Source organism: Photorhabdus sp. HUG-39, from assembly GCF_963878365.1.
In the GTDB taxonomy this organism is placed as follows: domain Bacteria; phylum Pseudomonadota; class Gammaproteobacteria; order Enterobacterales; family Enterobacteriaceae; genus Photorhabdus; species Photorhabdus kayaii.
This window is the reverse complement of record NZ_CAWNWY010000029.1, coordinates 49,315-73,427: the sequence shown is the minus strand read 5'-3', so window position 1 is coordinate 73,427 and position 24,113 is coordinate 49,315. Positions and strand designations below refer to the sequence as shown.

21 protein-coding genes and 4 pseudogenes are annotated in these 24,113 nt (G+C 38.3%); 19 read left to right on the top strand and 6 right to left on the bottom strand.

Going from position 1 to position 24,113, the window contains the following annotated elements:
* Positions 1–135: pseudogene (locus tag AAC155_RS17435) on the bottom strand (transposase family protein); the annotation flags it as partial.
* A gap of 92 nt (positions 136–227) precedes the next feature.
* On the opposite strand from AAC155_RS17435, the pseudogene AAC155_RS17430 reads away from it, so the two are divergent.
* Together AAC155_RS17430 and AAC155_RS17425 are read left to right on the top strand one after the other, a co-directional pair.
* Positions 228–332 (top strand): annotated as a pseudogene (locus AAC155_RS17430) (IS630 family transposase); the annotation flags it as partial.
* Positions 333–573: 241 nt separating this feature from the next.
* Positions 574–1,104 (top strand): rhomboid family intramembrane serine protease, encoded by a 531-nt coding sequence (locus AAC155_RS17425; protein ID WP_113043519.1) that lies wholly within the window; start codon positions 574–576, stop codon positions 1,102–1,104.
* 61 nt (positions 1,105–1,165) lie between these two features.
* On the opposite strand, the gene AAC155_RS17420 is transcribed toward AAC155_RS17425, so the two are convergent.
* The 3 genes from AAC155_RS17420 to AAC155_RS17410 form a co-directional block, all read right to left on the bottom strand.
* The gene (locus AAC155_RS17420) at positions 1,166–2,614 is read right to left on the bottom strand and encodes a flavin-containing monooxygenase (RefSeq protein ID WP_113043518.1); all 1,449 of its coding nucleotides are present in this window, start codon (positions 2,612–2,614) and stop codon (positions 1,166–1,168) included.
* A 556-nt stretch (positions 2,615–3,170) separates the two neighbouring features.
* Positions 3,171–4,211, bottom strand: a complete 1,041-nt coding sequence (locus AAC155_RS17415) for a fucose-binding lectin II (protein ID WP_113043517.1) — start codon at positions 4,209–4,211, stop codon at positions 3,171–3,173.
* 424 nt (positions 4,212–4,635) lie between these two features.
* The gene (locus tag AAC155_RS17410) at positions 4,636–5,574 is read right to left on the bottom strand and encodes a fucose-binding lectin II (RefSeq protein WP_113043516.1); all 939 of its coding nucleotides are present in this window, start codon (positions 5,572–5,574) and stop codon (positions 4,636–4,638) included.
* Positions 5,575–5,991: 417 nt separating this feature from the next.
* On the opposite strand from AAC155_RS17410, the gene AAC155_RS17405 reads away from it, so the two are divergent.
* The gene (locus tag AAC155_RS17405) at positions 5,992–7,215 is read left to right on the top strand and encodes an MFS transporter (RefSeq protein ID WP_113043515.1); all 1,224 of its coding nucleotides are present in this window, start codon (positions 5,992–5,994) and stop codon (positions 7,213–7,215) included.
* Positions 7,216–7,603: 388 nt separating this feature from the next.
* Positions 7,604–8,044, top strand: a complete 441-nt coding sequence (locus tag AAC155_RS17400) for a hypothetical protein (RefSeq protein WP_113043514.1) — start codon at positions 7,604–7,606, stop codon at positions 8,042–8,044.
* A 227-nt stretch (positions 8,045–8,271) separates the two neighbouring features.
* Here AAC155_RS17400 and AAC155_RS17395 read toward each other — a convergent pair whose 3' ends face one another.
* Positions 8,272–8,418, bottom strand: coding sequence for a hypothetical protein (locus tag AAC155_RS17395; RefSeq protein ID WP_158536597.1), 147 nt, complete (start codon positions 8,416–8,418; stop codon positions 8,272–8,274).
* A gap of 591 nt (positions 8,419–9,009) precedes the next feature.
* Between AAC155_RS17395 and AAC155_RS17390 the strand changes: the two are divergent.
* The 4 genes and pseudogenes from AAC155_RS17390 to AAC155_RS17375 all read left to right on the top strand — a co-directional run.
* Positions 9,010–9,143: pseudogene (locus AAC155_RS17390) on the top strand (type VI secretion system contractile sheath small subunit); the annotation flags it as partial.
* Positions 9,144–9,225: 82 nt separating this feature from the next.
* Positions 9,226–9,870 carry a type VI secretion system protein TssL, short form gene (tssL, locus tag AAC155_RS17385; protein WP_113043513.1) on the top strand — a complete coding sequence of 215 codons (645 nt, stop codon included), beginning with the start codon at positions 9,226–9,228 and terminating at the stop codon, positions 9,868–9,870.
* A 16-nt stretch (positions 9,871–9,886) separates the two neighbouring features.
* Complete coding sequence (locus tag AAC155_RS17380; RefSeq protein ID WP_113043512.1) at positions 9,887–11,569, top strand: OmpA family protein; 1,683 nt, start codon at positions 9,887–9,889, stop codon at positions 11,567–11,569.
* Positions 11,570–11,773: 204 nt separating this feature from the next.
* Positions 11,774–12,256: pseudogene (locus tag AAC155_RS17375) on the top strand (type VI secretion system ATPase TssH); the annotation flags it as partial.
* Positions 12,257–12,326: 70 nt separating this feature from the next.
* On the opposite strand, the gene AAC155_RS17370 reads toward AAC155_RS17375, so the two are convergent.
* Entirely contained in the window at positions 12,327–12,809 is a 483-nt protein-coding gene (locus AAC155_RS17370) for a MarR family transcriptional regulator (protein ID WP_228902930.1), read from the bottom strand.
* On the opposite strand from AAC155_RS17370, the gene AAC155_RS17365 reads away from it, so the two are divergent.
* The 11 genes from AAC155_RS17365 (at position 12,808) to AAC155_RS17315 (ending at position 24,097) form a co-directional block, all read left to right on the top strand.
* Positions 12,808–13,017 (top strand): hypothetical protein, encoded by a 210-nt coding sequence (locus AAC155_RS17365; RefSeq protein WP_228902929.1) that lies wholly within the window; start codon positions 12,808–12,810, stop codon positions 13,015–13,017. The genes AAC155_RS17370 and AAC155_RS17365 overlap by 2 nt on opposite strands.
* Positions 13,018–13,831: 814 nt before the next feature.
* Positions 13,832–14,149 carry a helix-turn-helix domain-containing protein gene (locus AAC155_RS17360; RefSeq protein ID WP_158536596.1) on the top strand — a complete coding sequence of 106 codons (318 nt, stop codon included), beginning with the start codon at positions 13,832–13,834 and terminating at the stop codon, positions 14,147–14,149.
* An 866-nt stretch (positions 14,150–15,015) separates the two neighbouring features.
* The gene (locus tag AAC155_RS17355) at positions 15,016–15,792 is read left to right on the top strand and encodes an SDR family oxidoreductase (protein ID WP_113043509.1); all 777 of its coding nucleotides are present in this window, start codon (positions 15,016–15,018) and stop codon (positions 15,790–15,792) included.
* A 2-nt stretch (positions 15,793–15,794) separates the two neighbouring features.
* Positions 15,795–16,508 (top strand): 4'-phosphopantetheinyl transferase family protein, encoded by a 714-nt coding sequence (locus tag AAC155_RS17350; protein WP_113043508.1) that lies wholly within the window; start codon positions 15,795–15,797, stop codon positions 16,506–16,508.
* Positions 16,501–17,316 (top strand): cyclase family protein, encoded by an 816-nt coding sequence (locus AAC155_RS17345; protein ID WP_113043507.1) that lies wholly within the window; start codon positions 16,501–16,503, stop codon positions 17,314–17,316. Before AAC155_RS17350 ends, AAC155_RS17345 begins: the two co-directional genes overlap by 8 nt.
* A gap of 341 nt (positions 17,317–17,657) precedes the next feature.
* A complete protein-coding gene (locus tag AAC155_RS17340) occupies positions 17,658–17,921 on the top strand; it encodes a hypothetical protein (RefSeq protein WP_158536595.1) in 264 nt (87 codons plus the stop codon).
* 485 nt (positions 17,922–18,406) lie between these two features.
* On the top strand, positions 18,407–19,693 hold the full coding sequence (locus tag AAC155_RS17335) for a beta-ketoacyl-[acyl-carrier-protein] synthase family protein (RefSeq protein ID WP_113043506.1): 1,287 nt from the start codon (positions 18,407–18,409) through the stop codon (positions 19,691–19,693).
* Entirely contained in the window at positions 19,686–20,801 is a 1,116-nt protein-coding gene (locus AAC155_RS17330) for a beta-ketoacyl synthase N-terminal-like domain-containing protein (protein ID WP_113043505.1), read from the top strand. The genes AAC155_RS17335 and AAC155_RS17330 overlap by 8 nt, the downstream gene beginning before the upstream one ends.
* A 34-nt stretch (positions 20,802–20,835) precedes the next feature.
* Entirely contained in the window at positions 20,836–21,084 is a 249-nt protein-coding gene (locus AAC155_RS17325; protein WP_113043504.1) for an acyl carrier protein, read from the top strand.
* A gap of 23 nt (positions 21,085–21,107) precedes the next feature.
* Positions 21,108–22,655 (top strand): class I adenylate-forming enzyme family protein, encoded by a 1,548-nt coding sequence (locus AAC155_RS17320; RefSeq protein ID WP_113043503.1) that lies wholly within the window; start codon positions 21,108–21,110, stop codon positions 22,653–22,655.
* The gene (locus tag AAC155_RS17315) at positions 22,655–24,097 is read left to right on the top strand and encodes an SRPBCC family protein (RefSeq protein WP_113043502.1); all 1,443 of its coding nucleotides are present in this window, start codon (positions 22,655–22,657) and stop codon (positions 24,095–24,097) included. Before AAC155_RS17320 ends, AAC155_RS17315 begins: the two co-directional genes overlap by 1 nt.
* The last annotated feature ends 16 nt before the right edge of the window (positions 24,098–24,113 follow it).

The window sequence follows — 24,113 nt, the reverse complement described above, 5'->3', positions numbered from 1 at the left end:
CCAACCTTCAGCGCCAGCGAGAATGGCGCTGATGACAAGAAAAATAACATCAATCAGCTCGTATTGACGATTGATGTCAGAACGAGTTTCTTTCACAACGGTTAAATGTTCAATCAGGGTCTGGTTCGGATTCATGGGCGAGTATTAAAAAGAAAAATAAGGAGAATGAGATCATATAATTACGGTTCATTCAAGGGGGGGGGTAAAAAAGTATGCTCGCGCCCTGGCATGAAACGGTGACACGAAATCATGGCTGTCAGTATATGTGGCAGTTGCTTGAGAAAGTGAAAACGTTTTTAAATTCATCCCCCTACATGAATAGCAGAGAATAAAAAGAGTGGGGGTCCATATAAGTTATTTATGATTGTTTTTTATCACCAAACCGAATTGGTTGTGTCAAAATAGAATTTAGCTTTTACATCAAAACTGTTAAATTCCAAACTTTCGGGATATAGTGGTGGTCGTAGTGTCAACTTTGACCATAACACCTTTATTGAGACAAAGTTCATTTTGATTTTCAATAAATCATAAGGCAACAACACGGTGAAAACAGGGCTAAAATAACGCTTTCATATGCTAATAGGATTAGCAGCAATACTGATCATAATCCAATTATTTGATACTTTAACCGGTGGCGCATTAAGTCATTTCGGCATCATTCCCCGATATGCTCAAGGGTTAATTGGTATTCCACTATCTCCATTCCTGCATGGTAACTGGGGGCACTTGTTCAGCAATCTTCCCGCATTATTAGTCTTGAGTGCATTACTTATGACACACTCCATTCGTTATTATGTGCTAGCCAGCCTGTTTATTATCTTTATGGGCGGAACATTAGTTTGGTTATTTGGGCGCACGGCTATTCATATTGGTGCCAGCGGATGGATTTTTGGCTTATGGGGATTGCTGCTGGCTAACGCCTTTTTCCTGAGAAGAGTAAAAGATTTCTTCTTTGCGATTCTCGTGTTTGTATATTACGGTGGGATTGTGTTTGGCTTGTTACCGTGGCAAGCGAATATTTCAACGGAAGGTCATATTTTTGGCGTGATATCTGGGCTGGTTTTCTCTTGGCTATCGAAGCGATGGGTAATAACGAGCCATTAGTTTTATGGTATTGGGGATAAGTAGATTATCCCCATTTCAGATAATTATTAATTTCGGGCGGTTATTTCCATTGCAACGCGACATCATCTATAGGCTGACCCAAAACTTGTTTATCTTTTTTGTAATCATGTGGAATCTGCCAGTTTGAACTATATCCCTGACGAGGAAGCGAGTCGTTTGCACGTTTTACGTAACCAGATCGCAAAGCACCAAAAATATGTTCGTCCTCCTGCATCTCACCTGGCTGAGCATGTGGTGTCACAACGGTAGCATCGCGACGCTCCATCTCGTTCAATAAACGGCAGATATAATCCGCAGATAGATCAACTTTCAATGTCCAAGCGTTATTGATATAACCAAATACACAGGCACAATTAGGGATATTTTGTATCAACGTTCCCTTATAAAGCATGCGATCATGACTTTGTTGCTTTTGCCCATCAATAGAGAGTTCAATTCCACCAAGAAAATGTAATTTCAGCCCAGTTGCTGTAACAATAATATCTGCGGGTAATTCTTTGCCCGATTTTAATAAGATACTGTTTTCAGTTATACGTACAATATGGTCAGTAGCAATAGAGGCTTTACCTTCTTTTAGTACCTTGAATAGGTTATTGCTGGGAATAAGACAGAGCCGTTCATCCCATGGCATGTATTTTGGCGTCAAGTGCTTCATGTCAAAATCTGGGCCGACGCGCTTGCGAGCCAATGCCAGTAAAAACGCTTTCAATAATGTAGGTAAATGTCGACTTATTTTATAAATTAAGCGAAATAGAAAAAGATTGCGCTTTCTGCTCAATGTGTAAATCCAGCGCTGTGGAATAATGCCTTTGCAAAGCTCTGCTATCTTATCCCTTCCAGGCATTGAAAAGATATAACTGGGAGAGCGCTGTAGCATAGTGATATGTTTAGTATCATGTGCCATTGCAGGTAGTAAAGTAACTGCTGTTGCACCACTACCAATGACAACAACCCGTTTTCCTTTATAATCCAACTCTTCAGGCCAGAGTTGAGGGTGAATTACCGGGCCTTTGAAATCTTCAATGCCGGGGAATTTAGGTAAATAAGGCTCATCATAGTTGTAATAACCTGTTGCAGCGACGAGAAAGCGACAGGTAAATTGCCGAGTTTCCCCACTGATTTCGTCAATCGCGGTAACGGTCCACTGGCGAGTCGTATTTGACCAGTCAGTCTGAGTGATTTTTAGCCCAAACTCTATTTTCTTATCAACTTCATACTCTTTTGCCGTTGCATTGATATAACTTCTAATTGAGGGCCCATCGGCAAAAATACTGGTGTCTGTCCAGGGGCGGAATTCATAGCCATAGCTCATCATATCTGAATCTGAGCGAATGCCGGGATAGCGAAATAAATCCCAAGTACCGCCTATCCTCTGGCGACGTTCTAAGATAATAAACTTCTGATCAGGACATTTCCTTGTCAAATGACATGCTACACCAATGCCGGCAATACCCGCGCCAATAATCAAAACATCATAATAGTTATCCATTGTTATTTCTCCTGCAATGTATTTTTTAAACAGTTGAAACTTGCCTAGTTAAAGCAACGTGATTCTTATCGGCACTGACAGTAGCATAGTAATATGAGATTGCTTTAGTCTTACATGGCTTATTACAAGCCTTTAACGTGTCAATATTCTCTGACGCCACAAATAAATAATTAGCCTGAGAATATTTTCAACCCTTCAATATGAATATTGGGAACCATGTTTAAGTCAGGTTATAGATGAAAAAAATACAACCAGAAATTTGCTCAAGCATTTCTGCCTGCGTTTGGATCGATATTGCATGATGAAAGGATTTCGAAGTGAATCTGATAGAACTTAGCGGAGAGATCAGTGATTGAATATCTTCCCAAAGTTTAGATCCTAGCCATTTATAGGGGTATTTTTCGGTTAATTCGATAAAATAATCCAGAGAAGAAGATATTCTCTGAATTATTTTAAACATGTGAAATTGTTCAAGTGTTTTAACCGAACAGCCTTATCTCTCAGGGATGCGATATTTTACTTTTGTTTGTGGTGCAATTTCTAAAGCATGTGTCATTCACACTAGCGGCCAATTCAATATCACAACGCAATCATTGTAATTATTCTTGGTGCCGTTTTCAGCGCCGATAATGACTGAACCGGGTTTTCCATCAAGAGTATTATAGGCATAATGGAGTTTGCAGGGTTTTCCGTCCCCTGTAATCCCAATACAGATTTTACCTGTACCTGATGAGTAAGATTTTGTGGCGGTTAAGTTATCAATTCCTTTGCCGGTTAATGTATCTACCAGAATGTCGTCAATATAGATTTTTATCATTTGCTGATGAACATCAGTATTCGTGTAGGCTGTTAGCCTAAATCTGGTGCTCTGCGGTAATTGGAAACAGTAGTTACCGGTGTCATTATTACCACATGTTCCGCCACAGTTTTGATTACCTAACAAATCTGTATCAACTGATACCGCAGATTGAATTCTGTTGAAGGTAACTCCTAGCCAATTAATTTTATTAGGGGTCGTTGGTCCCCCATCGATAGCATTTAATTTCAGATTAAATCGGATATTAGAGTTACCTTTGAAAATGAAGATATAATGGTATCCACGAGTCCTCCATAAAATTGCGGAATCCAGATTTGTACTGAATTCTGAATATTTCCCAGTTGCTCCCAATTTTTCTGAAATAGTTTTTTTATTAATCGTATGTGAACTTACAGTATAATCGATACACTCGCTGCCTTTAAAGAAACAAATGACATCGGTGATGTTAGGTTTTTTTATATCGATCCATTCCGTAGCTGCATCTATTCCATTTTCAAATTCGGTTCCTATTAATCCCGGCCATCCTTCTACAATGGGTTTAGGTCCCTCAGCTACCTGAGCTTTTGCGATGTCGAATTTAAGATATTGCGATCCTTTAAAGAAATATAAATAACCATTTAAATTAATCACATCGTCAATATGTCTTTGGAATTCGACAGGAAGATTAGGCCAATCTTTACTGACAGGTTGGGGATAGCCTGCGTATACTCCATTCTGACCAGATATTTCATTGTATTTAATATTTTCCGAGTTAAGAAAAAGATAACTGGATGTATTCATTAATATATATCCTTCATGGTTTTTAAATTTGTCATTGATTTTGCATATTTGTTAAATTTACTGTTCATAGATAAAATATATTAACAATGATATTAAGACTATTTGTCGAAACAGAAAAGTTTACGCTTTGAAAATTAATATAAAAGATAGATTATGGCAATGTTATATATTAATAAATTATTTATTTATTTAATGATGTTGTTTTTTTTAAAAAATATAAATATATACTATGGGGTAAGGATTATATTGTGCAATTCAGGTGTAAATCACTATTTTATATTTCTATTTAATTTTATTTTGCGTTTTAATAATAACATATTAAAAATATATTAGATTGATAATGTTTTTATATGAAAAAGCGGCATATAACACCGCTTTAATTTATTAATAATTTTTTGTGGTGAAATTAACCGGGTGTTTTAAACTAATTTACCAGTGGCCAATTCAATACCACCACACTGTCATTGTAATTATTATTGGCGTCATTTTCAGCACCAATAGTGACTGTTCCCGGTTTTCCATCAAGGGTATTATAGGCATAACGGAGTTTACAGGGTTTGCCATCCCCGATAATCTCGATACAAACTTTTCCTGTACCTGATGTATAAGCTTTGGTATCGGTTCCTTTGCCGGTGAATGTATCTACCAGAAGATCGTCAATATAGACTTTTACTGTTTGTTGATGGGTAGTTGTATTAGCATAAGCTATCAGACCAAATCGAATACTTTGAGGTAATTGGAAGCAATATTTACCGCCGTCACTAGTGCCGCATTCTCCGGCGCAATTGGAGGGTTTGGTAACCGGGAGACAAGGATCTTTAACTTGTGTCATTTTCCACAGGCCGGTATAAGGTTTGCGGAGGTTATTAGCAGAAGTATATACATGACATACTGTTTCAGGGACTCCAACCCAACCATTAGTATCGAGAAAGCCTCTGGTTCCCCAACGGTTATATAGCGTAATACTTTCATCTTCTTTGATTTTCCCATCAATAGATGGCATGTCAGAATAAATAATCCACTCTAATGTTTCTGGACGGATGTTTTTATTTGAGGTATGTATCGGGTATATTTCGCCTTCTGGAACCTGTTGATTTGATGCTGCATAATGGCCTAAGTAGCCGCCGTCACATTGATAAAGATTGTAGAGTAAAATAGTATCATTGTTAATAACTTCACTGCCGATGGGTTTGCCCGTTGCTGATTCAATTCGCCAGAATGTTCCGGCTTGAGTGGTGGTTATCACGGTATATTTTCCATCTGAAATACCACTCGTTCCATATACACTAAGATATCCACCATCCCAGTTTCTGAAACTATTTAATATTTTTACGGTATCACCATATTTAAGTATATTCGCCATAATTTCTCCAGAAAGTTTGTTATGTGTTTATGATCGTTGATATATCCCTTGAAATTATTCTGAGCTCACCCTATTACCGCCCCATAATTCTTTAAGTTGAGCCATTGTGATAAATAGGGGGCTTTACTTTTTGTGATTCTTAGTCGGGATAGCAGTAGCGATAAACGCTTGCCGATTGAGTATCAACCCTAATGATTATTCGGTAAAGACAGTGCCTTTGTTACTTACTTCTGACAATGAATAGGTTGTTGAAATTGTTGTTGCTTGATTATTCTGCTTTACCATTACCCGCTATCCCAAGTCTGATTACGTCAGGCACTTACTGTGATGATACATAGTGCTTTTTTTTGCTCTGCGTGTGATGTAAATTGCTTACTGTGTCGATGAAATTTAAGCCAACAGAAATTGGGACTCATAATGTCGAAGTTAATTGGAAATAATCAGGTAGTTGGAACTAATAATATAGTTATTATTGCAGTGGTTGTCGCATTAGTTCAGTTTATTAATGCGTTAGAGTACATGATGGTAACGCCGCTTTTTGTTTATATGTCGAAAGATTTTCACATGCCGGTTACGATGGCGGGGGTTATTGCCGGTGCTTATGTTTTCTCCTCGGTATTTTCTGGCCTGACATCCTTTTTCTTTATTGATCGTTTTAATAAAAGAAAGGTTCTCATTTTAAACACCCTGTTTCTCGGCCTGATTACGTTCCTGACGATTTTCTCCTCAGAACCATACCAACTTATTCTGTTACGTATCATTGCCGGTCTGTTTGGTGGGGTGACATTGGGAGTAGGAATTGGCATCTTACTGAATAACTCCCCGGAAAGTATGCGGGGAAGGGTATTGGGAATTGCGTTTTCATCTTTTTCATTTGTGAGTATTTTAGGTATACCGTTGTGTTTATATTTGGCCGAGAGTTTTAACTGGAAAGTCTCTTTTCTATTTATCGTTATTTTATGCATAGTAAGTTTGCCTCTGATCCTCTTCTTTATCCCAGGAACAGAGAAAGTAAAAAATAATCAGAACAAAATTGTGCTGACCAAAAAAATAACATTAGCTGGAATGGCAAGCGGCGTCAGTAACTTTAGTCCCTTCATGCTTATTCCGATACTTGCTCCGCTATTAACCAATGTATTTTATATCCCGGAAAATCAGGTCTCACTGGTATTCTTTTGCGGTGGTATCGCGTCTTGGTTGGGTACTTATTTAACCGGGAAACTTTGCGATAGATACCCTCCTCAGAGAATTACCATTGCCGCGGCGACGTTATTTATTGTTAATATTTTTCTGGGATTAACGGGAAAAATAAATGGATACGTTTTCTTCTCACTTTTTATGTTCGCGACTTATGTACAGGTGATGGCTGCAAATGTGCTCGCTTCCTATGCCTCGACCCCTGAAAATCGTGCGGGTTTTGGTGCTCTCCAGATGGCATTTTCCAATTTAGGAGCCGGCGTGGTGTTCTTCTTCTCCTCCATTTTCTTAGATGGTAAGGAGATTATTGCTGAGAACGTGCGGCCTATTTTCATACTGACTATGGTTAGCGCTCTGGTATTACCTATATACGTAATAAAATTAGCCCGGATGATGAAAAGAGGGACGAAAAATTTAGTGGATAATGTTTACCATAGCAATTAAGGGAAAATAACGATAGATATGTGAGCTAGCCTTAATGATAAAATATATATTTTGCGCTATATTTTAATTTAAGGCTAATCATTGATATAAGAGGATAGGCGTGATTAATAATAATTTAATGTTATTTTAAGTGTAATGTCACAGGGGGAAATTAATGTTGAAAGGATAATTTAGGTCAATGCTGGATTATAGTGTGCGAAAGGATGAAGTTATTATATACCCGTTATCTTTCAAGTTGCCTCTTTGTTGGCTGCACTCACCCCGATCACATAGTTATCTATGCTCCCGGGGATTCGCTCCTTTGCCGTCGCGATGCATCTTGAAATCCATAGGGTATAAATCCTATCAAAATTATTATTTAACTTACTAATTGATATAGGTGAATAAAATGGAACGAAAATTAAGTAACACTCAGAATAAACCAGCTATTAATATTATCGCAGGAGTAACAAATATTAAATCTATTTATAATAAAATGCCTTGTAAAGTTGTCGTTGAACATGGATATATTGTCAGGAAAAGATTCTCTGTGGATAAAATGTCTGAATGGCATGGCAATTTATGGGCTCCCTGGATAGGTGATAAATATGAACCTAATAAAGCCATTCATATCTATACTGAAAGGGGATTTAAATCTGAATTTGAATTTAATATTTGGATATTTCAGGATTATTGTAATCCACCGAATGAAAATGCGGTTAAGTATTCTATAAATAGGGAATTCACTTACGATAATGCATTAGAGATCTCTGGTAATAATCGAGGTGGAGGAAATAAGATACTGACGTTGAATTTTAATGATAATAATATTGATCTGGAAATGATATAGCATTATGAGATATTGAATATATCGGATAATGTGCTGTACCAATAGACATTTATTGAAATGAAAGCATTTCTCCGCGTGTTGTTCAGTATTTTTGATTACCTTGTCGATAGTTCGGTTGATTGACTATTAGGCAAGTTTTTATTTGAACTAATAATTAAATTATTGAAATGCTGATACGCGTAGAAATCGTTTATCTCTCTAATATCTATTTCATTAAATTATTTCGTTTACCGTTTATTGTAATAAAGAACAAATCTGCTTAATGAAGTGAGTTGTACTGTGTATAGGTTAATACGCTGGTTGATGGAGATATTGATATACCCGTCATCTTTCAAGTTGCCTCTTTGTTGGCTGCACTCGCTCACCCCGGTCACATAGTTACCTATGCTCCCGGGGATTCACTCCCTTGCCGTCGCGATGCATCTTGAAATCCATAGGATATATAATTAATAATGTAATTAATAATCAATCTCATTTTAGCAAAGAAGATAAAATAAAGTCGTGAAATAATAATAACAATTATCCGATATTTATTGCATATTTTTACTGGTTATTACAGATTATTACAATTTGTAACAAATTAAGAATTAAAAATAGTAACAATTATAATTGGTTACGAAATGTCATTAAGGATTTCCTGAATTTTGTTTATTTTTATTTAATTTTGTCTTGTTTAACTTCTGTTGAGGTTGTACCTCTTATTATCTATACAAGATTAATTTTTTCTTTGTTGGATGTTTTCTACGGTAATTCTTTCGTTAGCGTGAGTATAGTTTGAGGTTATTTTGCATCGGTTGTTTTGTTAAGCCATTCGTCAATTGAGATGCCATTATTCATCCCCCTCATATTTGCTGTTTGTCTAATTGTCTGATTCGTAACTATCTGATAAAGCGTGTTATTTCATAAAAATATCATGCCGTGACACATGATATTTTTATTCTGTTTTTGGTAGTAAGGAGCCATCAATGACTGCAAGTTTTCAAAATGAAGTCTCTAAGTCGCGTTGCGTATTAATATTAAATTGGATTTACATACTGGCGGTGCACGGAAAAAGGTTGAGCTACCGTTGAAATTGCTGGTCATGGGGAATTACAACAACAAGCGCGTTGGGAGGCACTGACCAACAACTGTATTGCGCATCTGGGGCTGATTCATCCCTGGGATTTCCTTGAGGAGGATCTATGAATAAAGAGATTTCAATTGATGACCTGATGCTTGACATTGGAATGTTAGTCATTGCGCTAAAAAGCGGTGATAAATCGGTGCACGGTGAGGCGTTATATCAAAAAGGGGTGGAGTTGATAGAAGAGGCACGACAGCAATTAAGTGCAAGTGGTATCAGCGAAGAGCACATGGCTCACATCATCTATGCCTTGTGTGCGTTGCTGGATGAAACCATATTCAGACACCCTGAGCGGGATAATGGCTATGAAACTTGGTCGAAAACGCCGTTGCAGACACTATTTTGCAATAGCAACCATGCTGGAGAACGGCTGTTTGAACGTATACGTCAAGTGTTGAATCAACCACAACCCTCTCTGCTGGTATTAGCGGGTTTCCAGCGTGTATTGGCATTGGGCTTTCAGGGGGGTGACTTGGAAAAAATTTCTCAGGAACGTCAGTCATTACTGGATATCTTGACTGATCGTGCCGGGGTGATGGTGGTGCAACCTCATCAGATGATACGCGTCAATGCAGACCGTCATCAGGGCCAATGTTGGCGTGCATGCTCTCCGTGGTTTTGGGGATGCTTGGCCATAGCCGGAGTAACTTTGGTGTGGTGCGGTCTGCGTCTCTATCTTCAGCAATATTTGTCTGTTGGGTAAGGCTAAGGAGAGCAAATTGAGTTGCGTATTAAAACGAGCGTTGTGGCTTTTAGCTGGTGTTCTGGCGGCGCTGTTATGCCTATTTTTCCTCCCGTTAGGGAATGTGTCAGTTGCATTGTGGTTGGCTGCGATCTTGATGGTAACGTTGATTGCCTGGTGGTGGGTGGGACGTACCACACTTGAAATATCCCATCAGGCCAGTATTTGCCGTTTGATGGCGGCATTACCTGCTGCTTCGTGGCGCCAGTCTGTGGTGCTAACCTGCGGAGATAGCGTGGCAACCCTGTTTGCGGAAGAATCGGTACGCTTCACGCCACAGGGCTGTTTTATCTGTGTGCCGAAACAAAGTGAGATGAGCATGCTGGTAGAAGCGATTATTGCAGCCAGACCTGATTGGTGTAGGCAGATCAGCGTGTTATTAACACTCTTTCCTGAACAGCAATGGGATCACGCGGTGATGGCGGCAAAGATCAGGGAACTTCGCTATCAGGTTGATCGTGTTACTCAACTGACCGCTTGTCATACACCAGTATTGATCGCCAGCTATCTTGATGGCGATATCAGCCCGTGGTTCGAGCTACAGGCAGATAGCTCGACAATGACGGTATGGGGAGAAAAACACGCTGCTGTTGAGATGAATATCTGGTTGACCGAAGGAGATGCACAGCAACGCGTCACACGTTTACAACAAGCGATTGTGGCGGCGGCATGGCAACGTTGGATGGTAGAAAACATCTTGAACGAATGTCAATCCCTGGAGCTGGTCAGTCGGCCTTGTTACCCGATAGCAATGGCGCTGACGTTTTTGCCACAAACGCCACAGGCAGACAGCTTATGGACGAAATGGCTGATCAACCGTACCACTTTACCCCGCATTAGCCACAGTATTGCTGAGGCGGTGAATGTATCGCCATTTCCCAATGCTATGTTACGCCTGTTGCCACATCATGTTGGTCATACACCGTACCGGCGAGCGGTCATCTGGGGCATCGGCCTACTGAGCGGGTTTGTTTGTCTGGCGTTGGCCTCCAGTGTCTGGAACAACTTGCACCTGTTACGCCAGATACGCAGTGATTTACAGCATTATCGGGTAGTTGACGTGAAAGATAGCGACGCAAAAATGCAGGCTTACCATCAACTTAAGCTTGATGCGACGTTGCTGGAAAAATATCAACGTGATGGCGAGCTGGTGCGTTTAGGGTTAGGGCTTTATTTAGGTGATCGCCTTTATACGCCATTGATGGCTGTGATCAACCATGCGGTGTTACCGGTATCTTCGCCTGCTGTACCGGAGAGTGGCAAGCCGTTGCCACAGACATTGAACCTGAGCAGCATGTCACTGTTTGACGTTGGACAGTCACGTCTTAAGCCAGAAGCGGGCAAAGTGCTGGTGAACGCATTGATCGAGATTAAAGCTAAACCGGGCTGGATGGTGGTGATAACAGGTCATACTGATTCAACCGGTGATGCCGCAAAAAACCGCGTACTGTCGCTGGCGCGGGCAAAAGCAGTACGAAATTGGATATTACAAACCAGTGATGTATCGCCGATTTGCTTTGTCGTAAAAGGTGAAGGTGCAACGCGGCCGATCGCTACCAACACAACCGCAGCGGGGCGTGCTGTCAATCGTAGGGTTGAAATCAGTCTGATACCGCCGAGGGTGGGTGCCATACGCGGGTATGGCAACTCTTTTAAGTAACTCTTTTCATTCAGCGGATGAAGTGTTTGTTAAACGTAAAACTGGCCGGGATATAACCTCGTCAGACAGATAAATTTTTACCTGAGAATGGGGGCATTTCAAACAACAAGCGACGGGTAAGCATTCGTTAAGCGATAGCTATGGCGAAACACTGCTCGTTTGTTGAATGCCGCCTAACCTCTCAATGACAACTAGGACTTTAATATGGATACCGTATTTACTGCACTATTGCGCCGCTTAAACTCCTATTGCGCACGGGCATTGGAAGCTGCCGCTGCATTTTGCCAGACACGGGCACATGCTGAAATCACGGTGGAACACTGGTTACTCAAGCTGCTTGAGGGCGGCGAAGGCGATATTACGGTGATTGCTCGACGTTATGAGTGGGATATGGATGCGTTATGGCAGTCGTTGCTGACTACAATTAACCGTTTGCCACATAGCATCAATCAACGCCCGTGGTTATCAAGCGACCTGTGTAGTTTGTTACAGGTTGCTTGGTGTGTTGCTTCTCTGGAAGAGGGTAATGAATCTATTCGCTCGGTGCATCTTTTGCAGGTGCTGCGCGGCCAACCGGCTTGGTTGCGTATTCATCATACCTGGCCGTTACTCAACTTGAATGTGACGCAACTACAACGTTTGCGCCCGTTGCTGGATCAACAATCGGACGAGCGCCCGGAGATACAGATAGCGGCGTGCCTGACGGCGGATGGATCAATCACTGAAATTGAGGATAGCGACACAGATAAATATGCGCTTAATCCTCAATTAGTGTTTGTGCATATAAAAGATCAGCAGCGCGATGACAAAGTTCTGTAAATATAGCTATTTCATCTTTGGACATATTAGACTCCACAATATCAGCCATATTGTGCCTATTTGATGCAACTCGCTGCAAAAACATTAGTCCCTTTGGGCTCAATTTAGTGACCATCTCGCGTTTATCGTTTTCCCCTGTTTCTTGTTTAATAAATTCGTTATCTTTTAGTAACCTCAGAATCTTAGACATTTTAGAGCGAGTAAAGCCGAGTTTTTCACTAATTTCAGTAGGATTCATCGGTTGATATTGCTGAAGTAAATATAAAGTATCATATTCTGCCCATGAAATACCCTCTGGGTTTGTAATGGTTCTTCTCGCAACAAGGACACACTGAAGCCTGCTCAATGCATCTTCAAAAGGTGTTACAGTTAAGGCGTGGGCTGCTGCGGAAAACCCGCTTTTGGGCATCACCCCCATCATGAACTGGGTGCGAGAGTTCTACAACAAGGAATACGCGCCGAATACCCGCGAGACATTTCGCCGTCAGGTTATGCATCAGTTTTGTCATGCGAGTATTGTCCTTTACAATCCAGATAAACCTGACTGCATCCGTGGGATTCATTACGTCATCGAAAATATCCTTCCCGCGTTATGTTGGGGGGAGGGTATTCCAGAGGAGAGATGGTGATCCATAAAATGATTCAAGAATACAGTTTAAATCAGATAAACTTGGTGGCAGTTGCTGTAAATCAAATAATAAAAATCTCATAAATTAATAAATATCTGGTAAATAACTTATTAGAATAAAGAGTTTTATCAAGTGATAGTTTTTTACTTGTTTAACGCATAGAGATCATTTCAATCTTTCTAACTTGACAGATAATTACTGACCGGTGAGTAGGTTTTTATATCAGTTGTTGTCCGTGATGGAAGTTGGATGCTATTATTAAATACAATTCAGTTCGGTGGGGGATTTTTTGAATTGGATAATTAATCGGAACGTTTAATTGAATTGAATGACTTATTGTTTTAAATAAATAGATTAAGATGTTTTCTATGAATTTATAGAGAGAAATGTATTTTTAAGATCTATAAGTAAGATGTAGTGATTTACTTTATTTTTAAATCTGGAGTTGTTTTTTTCATTAGAAGTGGATTCGATATTTTTTAATAAACTTGGTGAATGACTATACCCAATGGATTTCAAGATGTATCGCGACGGCAAGGGAGCGAATCCCCGGAAGCATAGGTAACTATATGACCGGGGTGAGTGCAGCCAACAAAGAGGCAACTTGAAAGATGACGGGTATATTGCATACATTCAAGAAGAAGACAGAGGGAGTGGCTAGAAAGGATTATAAAACAGCTGCTGGACGTTATAAACAGCTCGAAGAGTATCGTAAAAAAACGTAGAATAACTTGCGTTTATATCAAATTTGATATAAATTTCTGTTTGATATCGTTTTCTTATCGGTTTTGGTACTGATTTTAAGGTAGAGATGATGGAATTTATAGTAACGAAAAACCCTTATGCTTCATCCAGCAATAATCCTAACGAAGCAAATGATAAACATATTCGCGCTCAATTAATGGTAATCATCCGCAAGATGATTCAAGAGCGCGGTTTAAGTCAGGTAAAAGCGGCGGAGCTTTTGGGAACGACTCAAGCGAGAATTAGCGAGATCATTAATGGAAAGCTGGAAAACCACACGATTGATAAATTATTCAATATGTTAAATCGGCTCGGTTGGAATTTCGAATTTAGTTATCATGAAGGTGTGGTGACCGTCGCGGTAGATAAAATAATAAAATCCGCGTGAATATAATAAATATCCGGTAAGGATTTTTATTAATAAGCGAATTATTTGTTATAAAATTAAGATCTAAACTATGCTTATAAAGCACGTTGGGAAATTATGATCTTTATATTTAATTCCTTTTAATAACGTTGTTGTAATATATTTATTGATTATATTTAATATAACCAAAAGTTATATTCTATAGAGGAATCAGACATACATTAAACTGTCACATAAGCCAGCCGGTGATTAACTTTGGCATATCGCCGGTTTTAAACGGTTTGACATACTGATGGTAAGAGTGTGTGCTTGGAATATGTCTCGTCATCACTCTGTGCCAACAATGAAGTTAATTGGGCGTATAAGTTTGTTTGGGTAATGGGTGATGAAAGCTTTCAGGTTTCTCTATGTTGTATTTTTCCCCTCCTATTCTATTGCCATTCTATGAAAATATAACCTAACGGTTAATCCATAACATCATGGTTTTCAACCTTTTTTAAATACGGTGATTATTGCTGACCATCTATTTTATTCTCTGATTAGCCAGAAAAGATGAATTTGTATAGTGAAATTATAAAACAATCTGGTATTATAAGTTTTTGCAAATGTAACACTGGCATATTATTAATTTTTACGTGAAGCGGTTAATATTTTTCGTAAATGCTGACAAAAACTGTCACTAATTTGTGAATAATGCTTGTTAGAGGTAATCGTGTTTTTCCATGAATAGAAATAATATGTACCCAATGGATTTCAAGATGCATCGCGACGGCAAGGGAGTGAATCCCCGGGAGCATAGGTAACTATGTGACCGGGGTGAACGAGTGCAGCCAACAAAGAGGCAACTTGAAAGATGACGGGTATAAATAACGATAGGAATAGTTCAGATGAAATATGCCTTTATTACCGGCGCGACAGGAGATATTGGTTTCGCAATTACAGAAAGATTATCTGAGGATGGTTTTGAACCAATATTATTATCGCGTACTCCTGAGCGTCTTGATAGTGCAATTGGCAAACTACGCAATAAATATGGTAGTCAATTTGCAAAGAAAATAGTTTGTGATGTCTCTAATCACGAAGATGTTAAAAAAGCGTTTGACCAACTGGAGCTTGAAGATAATAAGCTGACGGTACTTGTGAATTGTGCTGGCATTGCTGGTGGCGGTATTACTGCTGAAATAAGCCCACAAACTTGGCAAAATGTCATAAACGTTAATTTAAATGGCACTTATTTTGTTATACATGAAGTTTTGACAAGAAAATTAATGTTATCTGGTGGCAGAATTATCAATATTGCCTCCACCGGCGGGAAACAAGGTGTTATTCATGGTACGCCTTATTCTGCTTCTAAGCATGGTGTTGTTGGCCTGACTAAATCCTTGGGGCTTGAATTAGCACGTAATGGTTCAGGTGTTACAGTTAATGCAGTTTGTCCTGGGTTTGTTGAGAGTGAGATGGCGGAGCGTGTCAGAGAACATTACGCCAAAATTTGGGGCACTGATGTAGCAGAAGCGAAAAGAAGAGTAGAAGAGCGTGTTCCTATCGGAAGATATGTTGAACCTAATGAAGTGGCTGAAATGGTTGCTTATCTTGCATCCCCTCTCGCCGGGGCTGTAACCGCTCAAGCACTTAATGTGTGTGGTGGATTAGGTAATTACTAATCATGGACGATATTTCTTTATCATCTGATTTTTTGGATCTTTGGATTATAAAAATCGATGATATTGATTTAGCTTCTATTGAACAGTTAATTCACCGTTCTGATATAGTTCGCCATAACCAAATTTGTTTAGCGGATAGAAGAAAAAAATTTATATTTAGACGGGTTGCGTTACGTTATGTTTTAAATCAATATTTATCTGATTATGAAATCATAACGAATGATAACGGTAAACCTTATATATCCACGGAGCAAGACTTCAAATATTATTTTTCTCTGAGTGCATCAGGAAACTATTGTGTCATCGGTTTTAGCTCAAGGGAAATAGGTGTTGATATTGAAGTCACTCCTTCTAAGATAAAATTTTCTGAAATTATTGAACGTTTTATTAAGGATAAGGAGTTGGAATATATGAAAGGTGTAATGTTAAAGCAACTATCAGGAGTGAGTCCCGGATTTAAACATTATTATCACTTAATGTCATTATACTATTGGGTTAGGCTTGAAGCATATATTAAATTATTTGCTTCGACTCTACATGAGAAATTATTGGCTAATAACTCTGATTCTGTTAAAGATATGAAAGGATTAGAGGCGAGCACATTATTGATTCATCATCAGAAATTTGTTTGTGCCTTATCTCAAAAGAAGATAATTTCTACACCAAATATCAAGGAAATAAACTATTCCGAAATTATAAGGAACAAAGATGAGTAATATTATTGACTTAAGTGTTCCTATAGATTGTGATTTTTGGGAACCTGAGAAAGTAACCAAGGGAGTCGTTGATCATAAAGAGGGTGCTAATAAATTAGGTGAAAGTTATTTATATTTCCATACCAGTGCATGGTGGAAAAGAGCCTTTATAAAACTATTCAAACGCAAAAAGTGGATCATTGATCACAATGATTTTCCTGATGGTATGGGATTATCACTGATGTATTATCAATTGACCACACATACCGGAACGCATATTGATGCTCCCTATCACTATGGGTGGCATAAAGGACAAGATCAGCCAGCAACAATTACTGATATTCCTTTGGATTGGTTTTATAGCCATGGTGTATTACTTGATTTTAGTCATGATAATCAGTCAATTGATAAACAGTCAGTAGAAAATCAATTAAAGAAAATTAATTATAAAATAAAAGAAAATGATATTGTCCTGATCAATACCGGAGCTGATAAATTCATGGGGGAAAAATCCTATTTTACTCACTATAGAGCGATTGAAAGTAGTGCTGTTCAATGGCTAGTAGAGCAAGGGGTAAAGATTATTGGGACAGATGCATTTAGCTTTGATCGGCCATTCATAGAGATGATTAACGATTATAAAAAAACGGGGAATAAAGATTGCTTATGGCCGTCTCATTTTATCGGGCGTGATCACCCTTATTTACAGATAGAACGGCTTTGTAATTTAACCAGTATTCCGAAACCTTATGGATTTAAAGTGTGCTGTTTTCCAATAAAATTAGAGAAAGCAGATGCTTCATGGAGTCGAGTGGTCGCAATATTATAATAATATGTAATTATATGGTAAGGCGGGGAGAATATGAGCAGAAAAGAAATTTCATAGATCATACAATTATACCCTATGGATTTCAAGATGGATCGCGACGGCAAGGGAGTGAATCCCCGGGAGCATAGGTAACTATGTGACCGGGGTGAGCGAGTGCAGCCAACAAAGAGGCAACTTGAAAGATGACGGGTATAAATCTAATGACCAATATGCCTTAAATATTTAAAAGAAGGGGATTAAGGTATAAGTTGTGCATTGCATGATTTAAATTCACAAAAATAAATCTCAGTGTAAATTAATGACTAGAGGTGAGTAGATACGCCGTTTGATCGTAAATTCCCGTGATCAAGGCGATATATACCTTATGGATTTCAAGATGCATCGCGGCGGCAAGGGAGCGAATCCCCGGGAGCATAGAGAACTATGTGACCGGGGTGAGTGAGTGCAGCCAACAAAGAGGCAACTTGAAAGATAACGGGTATATAAGATATAAGTTAGCAAAAGATATACTATCTTGGCTATATTGTTTGGCTATATTGTACTGTGAGCGGGTATGTCGGCTCTATGATAATAAATTTGTCATCTCCTTTCTGGATGATTTTTAAGAATAAATTGAGATATTAATAAAAAGCTTAATTATTCTATCCATGTGCAGAGCGAAGGGAGTTAACTTAGTTTGGTTTAGACTGGAGTATTCATATTATTCTTGCGGTTTAAATAGATGAAAGAACAGTGAAGAACCAAATAAGTATTTAAATAGAGTTATGGTTTGGTGCTTATTTTAAAGAATTTTGGTTAGGAGATGAAAATCAAATATATATGACAAATGTGATTTTATAGATATACCCAATGGATTTCAAGATGCATCGCGACGGCAAGGGAGTGAATCCCCGGGAGCATAGATAACTATGTGACTGGGGTGAGCGAGTGCCGCCAACAAAGAGGCAACTTGAAAGATGACGGGTATAAATAAAGTAGTTTAATATCACTACTTACAGATAATGATTTTCTTAAATGAAAATGGGTAGCTTTTATATTAATAAAACTTGCCTGAGTAAATGTTTATTCTATTTATATCGAGATAATTATTGTGATAATAAATAACAGAAATGAATCTCAACCACGTAGAGTTGTGGTGACAGGGCTAGGTGTTGTTGCACCGACAGGTGTTGGCGTTAATGAATTTTGGAACAATATTCATAACGGGAAATCGGGAGTGAGTAAATATGAGTGGGGAAGAGAAAAATTTGGCTTTAAAAGCGGAGCAATAGGACAAGTTCACGGTAGTGATGGCAATAACAAAGAATTTGTTCTGAAAAGTGAGCGTAAATATCTTGAGTTTGCGCTAGAAGCCTCTGAGATGGCAATGCAAGATGCAAACTTAAAACCCTCAGACATTGATGGCCGGCGTTTTGGTGTTGCGATAGCAACAGCGATTGCCGATGCTGCGGGAATGGAAGAGTGTTTACTCAGGATCACTAAAGGGGGTAAAGAGAATATTCACCCTGATTTAATTAAATCAGAAGATTATGACAGCTTTGATTTCAGCTCTGCCGCAACTTCTGTTGCGAAAAAATATGGTGCGTCTATGTCCGTCAGTAACATATCAACCGGATGCGCGGCAGGACTTGATGCATTAGGCATCGCGATGGAGCATATCCGTTATGGCAGAGCGGATATTATGCTGGCTGGTGCAAGTGAAGCGCCACTTTGTCCACTCTCTATCGGCTCTTTTGAAGCTTTAGGGGCACTATCATCAAGAGAGTTGGAAAATCAGCAAGCAGCGACTTGCCCTTTTTCCCTTGAGCGGGATGGATTTGTGATTGCTGAGGGGTGTGGAATATTAATTTTAGAGTCTTATGAACACGCTAAGCAGCGTGGAGCACACATCTATGCTGAATTAGCAGGGTATGCATCCGTCAATAATGCTTATCATATGACTGACTTACCCGCGGATGGAATGGCAATGGCACGGTGTATTGATATGGCGTTGAAGGATGCCCAGATATCGCCATCAACGGTAAATTATATTAGTGCTCATGGTAGCTCTACAGCGCAAAATGATATTAACGAATCAAATGCGATTAAGTTTGTTTTGGGAGAAAGTGCATTTGATATTCCAATTAACTCATTAAAGTCAATGACAGGTCATGCTTTAGCTGCCGCTAATGCGATAGAGTCTGTAGCATTATGTCTTGAAATAGAAAAGCAGTATGTTCACCCAACAATTAATTATCAAACGCCAGATCCTAATTGCGATTTAGATTATATTCCTAATCAAGGTTGCTCATATCCAATTAAGACCGCGTTAAAATTATCAAGTGGTTTTTCTGGTATTCACAGTGTTATTGTTATGAGGGCAGTAGACAATGCGTAAAAGAGTTGTCGTTACCGGTGTTGGTGCAATACATCCTGATGGCAATGATGTCACCGCTATAAAATCAAAAGTCATTCAGAAGTTATTGGGCCAAGAATCGAAAAATAATACGACCGCAAGTTCTGTAATAAGAACATTGAGTGATTTCGATGGCGCGAAATATATCAATAACCGCTTAAGACGTAAAATTGATGAATTTTCGGTTTATGGTATCGTTGCCGTTGAAATGGCATTAAAAGCGAGTCGATTGGATGTAGATAAGCTTGATCCTAATCGCGTTGGAATATATGTCGGAAACTGTTTTGGTGGATGGCAACATATTGAGGATGAAGTTAAAGCGCTCCATATTGAAGGCATAAAGGGAATGGGACCTTATGTTGCCACGGCATGGTTCCCTGCGGCACTTCAAGGGCAATTGTCACTGCTTTATGGTTTTAGTGCGCAATCTAAAACGTTTTCTACCTCCGATGTGGCAGGGATGCAAGCAATAGGCTATGCGGCGGAAGCAATTTCTAATGGTGTTGCGGAAGTGATGTTATGTGGTGCGTCGGAACATCTTTCCAGCCCATTAGTTAAAAATTTACTGGAGAAAGCGTCAAACCAGAGACACTCTGAGGTTTTTGGCGAAAAACGGCCAGGAGATTTTTCGGAGGGCGCTGCATTTCTGGTGCTGGAAGAGAGACAACACGCTTTAGAGCGTGGTGCTTCGATATTGTGTGAATTAACCGGTTTTGTTGATTATTTTTCACCTGATAAAAATACAAGAAATAATACCTTAGAATATACTGCTGAACTATTCAACCATAATGAGAATGCTGTATTTATTATGGATGGAATATATGATGATGAAAAAGAAATAACGAGTAAGGCTTTCTCAAATAAAGAGATAAAAACATCATTTATAAATCTGAGGCCTTATTTGAATAATCAATTTTCAGTCAGTGGCGTGATTGATTCAGTCCTGGCGTCATCCTTCTTGTCAGAAAATCATGGGGATGGGGAACAACAATCTAATAAAATTAATGAGTTTTCAAATGCTAACCAAATAATAATTCAGCGTTTCAGTAACCAAGGTCATGTATGTGCGTTGAGTTTTTCAGCTATTTAATCTCTAAAATATGTAATTACGCGAGGAAAAATATATGAATAATAATCCAGAAGTAAAAATAAAAACGATTTTGTCTCTTTTTCTTAACATTAATATTGATGATTTCAATATGGATGCAAACCTTGCTGATGCCTATGATATGGATTCTACGGAATTAGCTGACTTGGCAAAAGAGATTGAGAAAGAGTTCGGTATTTCTGTGACGAAAAGTCAATTCAGTCATTGGGAGACAGGAAGAGCGGTTCTTGATTTCGTCTCATCAAGTTTAAACGATAAAAATTAACTGCTAATTAAAGGGAAACAGAAATGAAACTAATCTCTATGTTGTTACATTCAGGGCGTGATAACTTACATCATGATTGTATTATCACTAAGGATTATCACTATACAAGAAAAGAGGTAATATCTTCTGTTTCCCATTTAATTGATGATTTACTTAGTCGAGGAGTTCAAAAAGGTAATAAAGTCATTGTTATATTTGAACATGATGAATTAGGTGTTTTCTTTTTAGCTGCGGCTAGTGCTATGGGGCTGCATTTATTAATGCCCTATAATTTATCATCAGCGACAATCGATGAATGGATTAATTTTACCAATGAAGTGCAATACGATTTTGTGGTTTACCTTAAAAAAGATAAACATTTTGTTGGAAGATTAAAAGAAAATAACATTAATGTGATTGATATTTCAGATCATAAGATCCGGGTCAGTGATGATATCGCGGAAATCCCAATGATAACTTATTCTCCGCAATCTATTGCTAATTTTATTGTCCTGTTCACCAGTGGAAGTACAGGTAAACCGAAAGCCATTAGTATTTCAGAATCATTAGTATGTCGACGAATTTATTCAGTGACAGAGAAATTAAAATTTACTCAAGATGCTAAAATATTCATGTCAGGTTTGTTGAATAATACGACGGGAGTGATTTTTTCTTTCGGTTCATTATTACATCAATCAACACTTTTTATACCGGAAGACAGAAATGTAGAGAGATGGCCTGATTATCTTTCTCGCAATAAAATAACTCATATTATGTTACGCCCAGAGTCGATGAAGTTATTCATTAAATCAACCGCAGAACATAATATCGATCTCTCTGACTTACAGGTTGTTGCTTATGGCGCCGCAGCTATGCCGCCTAGCGTACTGGAAAAAGGGCGTCAATTAATTGGCTGTGAATGGATGCAGGGATATGGGTTAAGTGAGACTTATGGTCCTTTCTGTTGGGTAGATGAGCAAGATCATCGTGATAAAAGATATCTCAATTCAATTTATTGTGTTGGCAAAATTGATAATACATTGGAGGTAGCGGTTAAACCTATTATAGGCTCATCTGATAATATTGGAGAAATTATAATAAGGGGTGAAAGTATTATGGAAGGATATTATGATGTTCTTTCTGGAGAAATAACGCCTCCTGATGAGTGGTTTGCCACGGGTGATCTCGGTTATATAGATGAAGAGGATTATTTAATTTTAAAAGGACGTAAGCAAAATACTTTTATGAGTGCTAACGGACATAGAATTTATCCTGAAGAGATTGAATCTATTTTATCCCGGATACCCAATGTGAATGTAGCTACGGTTGTTGGTTTTTCTTTCCATGAAAATGGTGTTGCGATTGATCAACCGGTTGCCTGTATAAGTGGCGAGATATCGAAGAAATCATTACCTGAAATTGAAGATATTATTTCATCATTTTTAAGTCGTAAATTAAGTCGGGAAAAGTGGCCGGACTGGTTCTATGTTACTGATGAATACTTTCCAAAGAGCCATAATGATAAAATACTGAAAGCAGAGTTAATTAAGTCAATCGATCCTAAAAAACTATTTACATTGAGGAATCAATAATGAATTATGTAGAATCACATTCAATTATTTGTAATGCTCAGGTAGAAAATGTATATCAAATCATTTTAAATTCTGATAAATGGCCGGAAATATTTGAGCCTTGCCAGGAAGTAAAAGCTCTCTTTAGGGATAAAGAGGGTGAAAAAATAGAGGTCAAAGCTTTACTTAACGGTATTTTAATGCAATGGGAATCAAATCGTAAATTTTATCCAGAAACATTCAGCATAAAATCAAAACTGAATCCCTCAATGACATTAGTTAAAGAAATGGAAACGTTATGGCGCGTGGTTAAAATCAATTCTCAGCAATGTGTGCTGTTGTTGGAGCATTTATATGATCTTGAGTCTGAAATAGCCGGGTTAATTGATGGTGTTGAAACAATAGAGCAGGCTCACCAATTTATGAGTAAAGCTATTGATACTAATTCAGTTAAAGAGCTAAATAATATAAAAAATATCGTCGAATCAACAGAGGGAGTGGGAAAAGTATTAAAAGGAACGATTACTCACTCAGTCGTATGTGAGGCGCCGGCACAGCAGGTTTATACTTTGGTTAAAGATGTCTCTTGTTGGACAGATATTTTTTCATTCTGTGATGGTGCAGAAGTTTTAAAGAGATCAGGTAATGAAGAATTAGTTGAAATCAAAGCAAAACAAAATAATAAAGCAGTAAGTTGGCAAACGCAGCGATATTATTTTGATACTATTTACCGGATTGATTATGTTATGCCTACACCGATGCCATTATTAAAAACAATGAATGGCAGATGGAAAATCATTCCTATTAATGATCAACGCTGTATTCTAACAGTACAAAGGAACTGGGGTTTATTAGAAGATGTCAGTGGTATCGTTGATGGTGTTGATAATCATGACCAGGCTAATTCCTTTATTATCTCATTTATCAATGATAATACTCGAATGGAGATGGATAGTATAAAGAGTCAGGTAGAAAGTCATAAAAAATCAAATTTATTAACTTTCTCTGCGGGATATTATATTCCTCACCAAGTTGATGATGTTTATAAGATCTTTTTAAATATCGATGACTGGAACAAGATATTACCGCATTGTGATTTAGTAAAAGTCATTTACAATGATGATAAACATCAAGAATTTAATATGGAAGTATCAACACCAAATGGAAATGAGACTTTCCGTAGTATACGATTCTGTGATGCGGATAATTTATTGATTGAATATTTTCAACCAGAGCCGCCTTTAGTATTAAAGTCCCATAGTGGCTCATGGCGTATATTAAGTAAAGGAAGTGGTTCGTTCATTATTTCTAGTCATGATGTTGAGTTAAATCATGATTTATGTGCAGTTAAATTTGGTACGGAAGATAAAGTGAAACAACGAGAGATAGTAAAAAATGCTATTTCAGAAAATAGTGAGAAAATGGTTTTTGCCTGCAAAGAGTGGTTAGACACTCGTATTTAGTAAATCAAAGGAAAAT